General features: G+C 65.2%; 3 protein-coding genes and 2 rRNA genes. All 5 read right to left on the bottom strand.

Translation table 11 applies throughout. The features are described from left to right. A 23S ribosomal RNA gene (locus ACFVS0_RS16785) occupies positions 1–1,216 on the bottom strand; the annotation flags it as partial. 581 nt (positions 1,217–1,797) lie between these two features. Then, positions 1,798–3,323 (bottom strand): 16S ribosomal RNA (locus ACFVS0_RS16780). A 593-nt stretch (positions 3,324–3,916) separates the two neighbouring features. Next, positions 3,917–5,176 (bottom strand): tyrosine--tRNA ligase, encoded by a 1,260-nt coding sequence (tyrS, locus tag ACFVS0_RS16775; RefSeq protein ID WP_430586299.1) that lies wholly within the window; start codon positions 5,174–5,176, stop codon positions 3,917–3,919. A gap of 63 nt (positions 5,177–5,239) precedes the next feature. Next, positions 5,240–5,956, bottom strand: a complete 717-nt coding sequence (locus ACFVS0_RS16770) for a DNA-3-methyladenine glycosylase (RefSeq protein WP_430588590.1) — start codon at positions 5,954–5,956, stop codon at positions 5,240–5,242. After that, positions 5,935–6,543, bottom strand: coding sequence for a uridine kinase (locus ACFVS0_RS16765; protein WP_430588589.1), 609 nt, complete (start codon positions 6,541–6,543; stop codon positions 5,935–5,937). Before ACFVS0_RS16765 ends, ACFVS0_RS16770 begins: the two co-directional genes overlap by 22 nt. Positions 6,544–6,747: the final 204 nt, after the last annotated feature.

Here is a 6,747-nt window from a genome sequence, read left to right as displayed (position 1 = left end):
GCCCCGCTACATTGTCGGCGCGGAATCACTTGACCAGTGAGCTATTACGCACTCTTTCAAGGGTGGCTGCTTCTAAGCCAACCTCCTGGTTGTCTGTGCAACTCCACATCCTTTCCCACTGAGCACACGCTTAGGGGCCTTAGCCGATGATCTGGGCTGTTTCCCTCTCGACTACGAAGCTTATCCCCCGCAGTCTCACTGCCACGCTATGTCTTACCGGCATTCGGAGTTTGGCTGACGTCAGTAACCTGGTAGGGCCCATTAGCCATCCAGTAGCTCTACCTCCGGCAAGAAACACGTGACGCTGCACCTAAATGCATTTCGGGGAGAACCAGCTATCACGAAGTTTGATTGGCCTTTCACCCCTAACCACAGGTCATCCCCTCAGTTTTCAACCTAAGTGGGTTCGGTCCTCCACGCCGTCTTACCGGCGCTTCAACCTGCCCATGGCTAGATCACTTCGCTTCGGGTCTAGACCCGGCGACTGTATCGCCCTATTCGGACTCGCTTTCGCTACGGCTTCCCCACACGGGTTAACCTCGCCACCGAGCACTAACTCGCAGGCTCATTCTTCAAAAGGCACGCCGTCACCCCTGCTAGGGAGGCTCCGACGGATTGTAGGCACACGGTTTCAGGTACTATTTCACTCCCCTCCCGGGGTACTTTTCACCTTTCCCTCACGGTACTAGTCCGCTATCGGTCACTAGGTAGTATTTAGGCTTAGCAAGTGGTCTTGCCAGATTCACACGAGATTTCTCGGGCCCCGTGCTACTTGGGATCCCCTCAACCAGGCCGCACCATTTCGTCTACGGGACTCACACCCACTACGGTCCGCCTTTCAATGCGGTTCGACTATGACACGGCTTTCTTACTGGCTACCAGACTGTCAGATCTGGTCAGAAGGTCCCACAACCCCGCATGTGCAACGCCTGACAGCTTGACACACACACGGTTTGGCCTCATCCGCTTTCGCTCGCCACTACTCACGGAATATCTCTTCCTGTCGGTACTGAGATGTTTCACTTCCCGACGTTCCCCCCTGCACCCTATGTATTCAGATGCAGGTGACTGGGCATGACCCCAGCCGGGTTCCCCCATTCGGACACCCTCGGATCACAGCTCGTTTGCCAACTCCCCGAGGCTTATCGCAGGCTACCACGTCCTTCTTCGGCTCCTAGTGCCAAGGCATCCACCCTGTGCCCTTAAAAACTTCGACACACTACAATATTTCACAGAGATCAAGAAACTAGTCGAAACAAATCAACTAGTCATTGAACATCTGGGATGCTCGCGTCCACTGTGCAGTTCTCAAGCAACGGACGACCCGCAGACCCCCGGCACGCCTACCCCCACCAGACACGATCCCCAGAAGCTCACGCTCCCAGGGACCACACCCCGTGCAGGCGGTTCACACCCGACCCACGACCCGTATCCATCAAGACCCCCGACCACCCACCCGCACCACCCCACAGGGGCGATCCGAACAGAGCGGGCCGATTGCCTCAGGACCCAACAGTGTGCTTGCGAACCAGACCAACCCCCCACCACCAGCGTTCCCCCACCCAGCCCGAAGACTGCCAGCCCGAAGACTGCCGACCCCGAAGAGCCACGATGTGTACTAGCCGGCGACCGAACGCCGAACCGATCCTTCTAGTCAATGTTCCACCCGTGAGCAACCACCAGACACTCAAACGGCGCCTCAGATGGTCTGCCTGACCCCCACCCCACCACCAGACCCACCAGACAACCTGGCAGACCCGATCGCGAAGCTACGCGGGGGTATCAGATGCTCCTTAGAAAGGAGGTGATCCAGCCGCACCTTCCGGTACGGCTACCTTGTTACGACTTAGTCCCAATCGCCAGTCCCACCTTCGACCACTCCCCCCGGAAAACCGGTTGGGCCATGAGCTTCGGGTGTTACCAACTTTCGTGACTTGACGGGCGGTGTGTACAAGGCCCGGGAACGTATTCACCGCAGCGTTGCTGATCTGCGATTACTAGCGACTCCGACTTCATGGGGTCGAGTTGCAGACCCCAATCCGAACTGAGACCGGCTTTTTGGGATTCGCTCCACCTTACGGTATCGCAGCCCTCTGTACCGGCCATTGTAGCATGCGTGAAGCCCAAGACATAAGGGGCATGATGATTTGACGTCATCCCCACCTTCCTCCGAGTTGACCCCGGCAGTCTCCCATGAGTCCCCGGCATAACCCGCTGGCAACATAGGACGAGGGTTGCGCTCGTTGCGGGACTTAACCCAACATCTCACGACACGAGCTGACGACAACCATGCACCACCTGTATACGAGTGTCCAAAGAGTCCGCTATCTCTAGCGTGTTCTCGTACATGTCAAGCCTTGGTAAGGTTCTTCGCGTTGCATCGAATTAATCCGCATGCTCCGCCGCTTGTGCGGGCCCCCGTCAATTCCTTTGAGTTTTAGCCTTGCGGCCGTACTCCCCAGGCGGGGCACTTAATGCGTTAGCTGCGGCACGGAACTCGTGGAATGAGCCCCACACCTAGTGCCCAACGTTTACGGCATGGACTACCAGGGTATCTAATCCTGTTCGCTCCCCATGCTTTCGCTCCTCAGCGTCAGTTGCGGCCCAGAGACCTGCCTTCGCCATCGGTGTTCCTCCTGATATCTGCGCATTCCACCGCTACACCAGGAATTCCAGTCTCCCCTACCGCACTCTAGTCTGCCCGTACCCGATGCAAGCCCGAGGTTGAGCCTCGGGATTTCACACCAGACGCGACAGACCGCCTACGAGCTCTTTACGCCCAATAATTCCGGACAACGCTTGCGCCCTACGTATTACCGCGGCTGCTGGCACGTAGTTAGCCGGCGCTTCTTCTGCAGGTACCGTCACTTGCGCTTCTTCCCTGCTGAAAGAGGTTTACAACCCGAAGGCCGTCATCCCTCACGCGGCGTCGCTGCATCAGGCTTTCGCCCATTGTGCAATATTCCCCACTGCTGCCTCCCGTAGGAGTCTGGGCCGTGTCTCAGTCCCAGTGTGGCCGGTCGCCCTCTCAGGCCGGCTACCCGTCGACGCCTTGGTAGGCCATCACCCCACCAACAAGCTGATAGGCCGCGAGCCCATCCCCCACCGAAAAACTTTCCAACCCACACCATGCGATGCAGGCTCATATCCGGTATTAGACCCCGTTTCCAAGGCTTATCCCGAAGTGGAGGGCAGGTTGCTCACGTGTTACTCACCCGTTCGCCACTGATCCATCCCAGCAAGCTGGGACTTCACCGTTCGACTTGCATGTGTTAAGCACGCCGCCAGCGTTCGTCCTGAGCCAGGATCAAACTCTCCGTAAAAGAAGAGAAACACCACGAACCCCCAAAAGAGCCCGCAGCATTCAACGATACTGGCCAGACCAAGCTGAACTGCTCAGTCCGATCCAAAGGAACCACAAAGGGTTCAAAAATTTGGCATTGACTATCAAACACACTGTTGAGTTCTCAAACAACCGACGCACACCGCAGAACCAGAACCAACCGTTCCGACCCCGCCGGGGCAACCCCTCAACCTTACTCGGTTCGTTCTTCCCCGTCAACTCCCGGCCGTTGGCCCGGCGTGTCGGTTCGAACGTCCCGGTCCCGAACGAGGGCGCACTAGTCGACCTCGTGAAGAAGGATTCGGGTGTCCGCCCCGGGCCGGCCACCGGTACCCAGCCTCGCGGCTGTCTCCTCGGTGTCCGTTCTCCCTGTCGGGCGAACGACCAGAACATTACACACACTCCGGCCGGGGCGCCAAATCGCGCTCTGACCTGCAGGAATACCGGGACGTCGCACGATCTGGTGCGGCCGTCGACGCCGTGCGGGCCTCGCTCGACGTGCGGCGAGGGCCCCGGGGGAGCTCGCGCTCCCCCGGAACCCTCGACATCACGCGGACGACAGCACGCGGGGCATCACTCCGCGACGGCCACCGCGAGGGTCCGCTTGCCGCGACGAAGGACGGCGTAGCGGCCGTGCAGCAGGTCCTCGGTGCGCAGGGCCGCGTCCTCGGACTCCACCTTGGTGTTGTTCACGTAGGCCCCGCCCTCGCCGATCGCGCGGCGCGCGGCGGCCTTCGACGCGACCAGGCCCGAGCCCACGAAGGCGTCGACGACGAGGTCGCCCGCCTTCGCCGTCGTGCGCGGGAGCTCCGCGACGGCGGCGCCGAGCGTCCCCGCGTCCAGTCCCTGCAGCTCGCCGCGCCCGAAGAGGGCCTGGCTCGCCGTGATGACGGCGTCGGTCGCCGCCTGACCGTGCACCAGGGTGGTCAGGTCGCCGGCGAGCGCCCGCTGCGCCTCGCGGGCGAAGGGGCGCTCCGCCACCTCGCCCTCGAGCGCCTCGATCTCCTCCCGCGACCGGAAGGTGAAGACCTTGAGGTACTTCACGACGTCCGCGTCCGCGGTGTTCACCCAGAACTGGTAGAAGGCGTACGGGCTCGTGAGCTCCGGGTCGAGCCAGACCGCCCCGCCCTCCGACTTGCCCATCTTGGTGCCGTCGGCCTTGGTGATGAGGGGCGACGTCAGGGCGTGCACGGCCGCGCCGTCCGTCTTGCGGATCAGCTCGACCCCGGACAGCAGGTTGCCCCACTGGTCGTTGCCGCCGAGCTGCAGCGTGCACCCGTGGCGCTCGTACAGCTCCCGGAAGTCCATGCCCTGCAGCACCTGGTAGCTGAACTCGGTGTAGCTGATGCCCTCGTCCGACCGCAGGCGCCGGGCCACGATGTCCTTGCCGAGCATCGTGCCCACCCGGAAGTGCTTGCCCACGTCGCGCAGGAAGTCGATCGCCGACATGGCGCCGGTCCAGTCGAGGTTGTTGACCATGCGCGCGGCCGCCGGCCCCTCGAAGTCCAGGAACGGCTCGATCTGCGCGCGGATGCGGTCCACCCAGCCGGCGACGACGTCGCGCGACTGCATCGAACGCTCCGTGGTCGGGCGCGGGTCGCCGATCAGCCCCGTGGCCCCGCCGACCAGCGCAAGAGGACGGTGCCCGGCGAGCTGGAGCCGACGCATGTTCAGCAGCTGGACCATGTGCCCGACGTGCAGGCTCTGCGCCGTCGGGTCGAAGCCCGCGTAATAGGTGACGGGTCCCTCGGCCAGCGCAGAACGCAGCGCGGCCTCGTCGGTGGACTGCGCCACCAGGCCTCGCCAGTGCAGCTCGTCGAGAACGTCGGTCACCGTGTGCTCCTCGGGGAAAGGGATCGCGACCCGGTCGGGCCGCCCTCCTAGTGTGCCCGACGCCTACCGCCGTCGGCGCCGGGATTCCGCGGCCCGGTACGGCGAGACCGTCGGGTCGCCCGCCAGCCACACCCGCCACGGGAACCGGTCCGCCCGGCCTCCCTCGCCGCTCACGCCGACGCGGGGACCCGTCGCGACCTCATCGGCGGCACGGTCGGCGGCACGGTCGGCGGCACGGTCGGCGGTACGGTCGGGCACCCGCAGCACCAGGTCGCCGTCCGGGTCCGTGACGTCCGCGCCGTCGTCGTCCCGGTCGATCGCCAGGGCGACCGTCAGCCGCGCCGGGCCGCGCGCCAGGTCGACGTCGGACCGCGTCACGCCCGCCGCCGCGCGCCGCTCGCGGGCGAGGTCCGCTCCCCCGACCACCTCGCCCGCCCGCAGCAGCACCGCCGACGCCTCGCCCGGCGGGCTGCACACGACGTTCATGCAGTGGTGCAGCCCCAGGTGCCGGTACACGTAGACGTGTCCGGGCTCGCCGAACATCGTGCGGTTGCGCGCCGTCTCACCCCGGAACGCGTGCGACCCCGGGTCGGCCGTGCCCGCGTACGCCTCCACCTCGGTGATCCGCAGGGTGACGGCGCCGTCGGGCGCGCGGCGGGTGAGCAGCGCGCCGAGCAGGTCCCGCGCGACGAGCCGGACGTCCCGCGCGAACCACTCGCGCGCCGGCACGACGGCGTCCCGCTCGCCGCCCCGCACCGTCAGATCCCGTGCGTCGGCCACGTGACCTGACCCCAACCGTCCAGGCGCACGTCGGCGCGGCGCGCGGTCCGGTGCGCCGCGTAGAGCGCGCTCTCCGCCGCCATCCACGCCTTCCAGTGCCCCCGCGCCTCCTCGCCGTCGCGCGCGAGGCCGCGCGTGAGCCGCAGCGCGTCGTCGGTCTCGACCCACACGAGCAGGGCCGAGACGTCGTCGACCCTCGGGTCCCCGGCCCCGCAGCCCTCCACGACGAGGTACGGCGCGCGCGGGACGTCGTGCCACTCGGCGTACCCGCCGCTCTCCCAGTCGTAGCGCTGGTAGCGGCCGTCCTCGCCCGCGGCGAGCGGGCCGAGGACCTGCTCGTGCAGCCGCTCGACGCCGGCGGCCAGCCCGGACCAGCCGTCGTAGAGGTCGTCCATGTGGACCACCTGCGCGGGCAGAACCCGTGCGAGCTGCGCGGCCAACGACGACTTGCCCGAGCCCGCCGGGCCGTCCACGACCACGAGCCGAGTCCCCTCCTCCGGCCGGTCCGCTCCCCGGGCGGGCAGCCTGGGCGGCGTCGCGCGCACGCGCGACACCAGTCGCCCCAGGACGTCGTCGGGCACCGTCACGCCTGTCCCTCCTCGAGGTCGGTCGTCGTCACGTCGGACATTCTCCCTGCCGGACGACCCGCACCGCGAACGACGTCGGCCGCGCCCTCCGGAGAGGGGGGGGGAGACGTCGGTGAGGGGTCGCTTGGCTGTTTGTCCAGAGGCGGAAAGCCGTCGAGACATTCGTTGTGGTATCCCCCCGCCCGGTTGACCCCACTGGATGCG

The organism is Isoptericola sp. NPDC058082 (assembly GCF_042885055.1).
Taxonomy (GTDB): domain Bacteria; phylum Actinomycetota; class Actinomycetes; order Actinomycetales; family Cellulomonadaceae; genus Isoptericola.
Note: the sequence above shows the minus strand (reverse complement) of the source record. Positions and strands in the feature narration are given on the sequence as shown.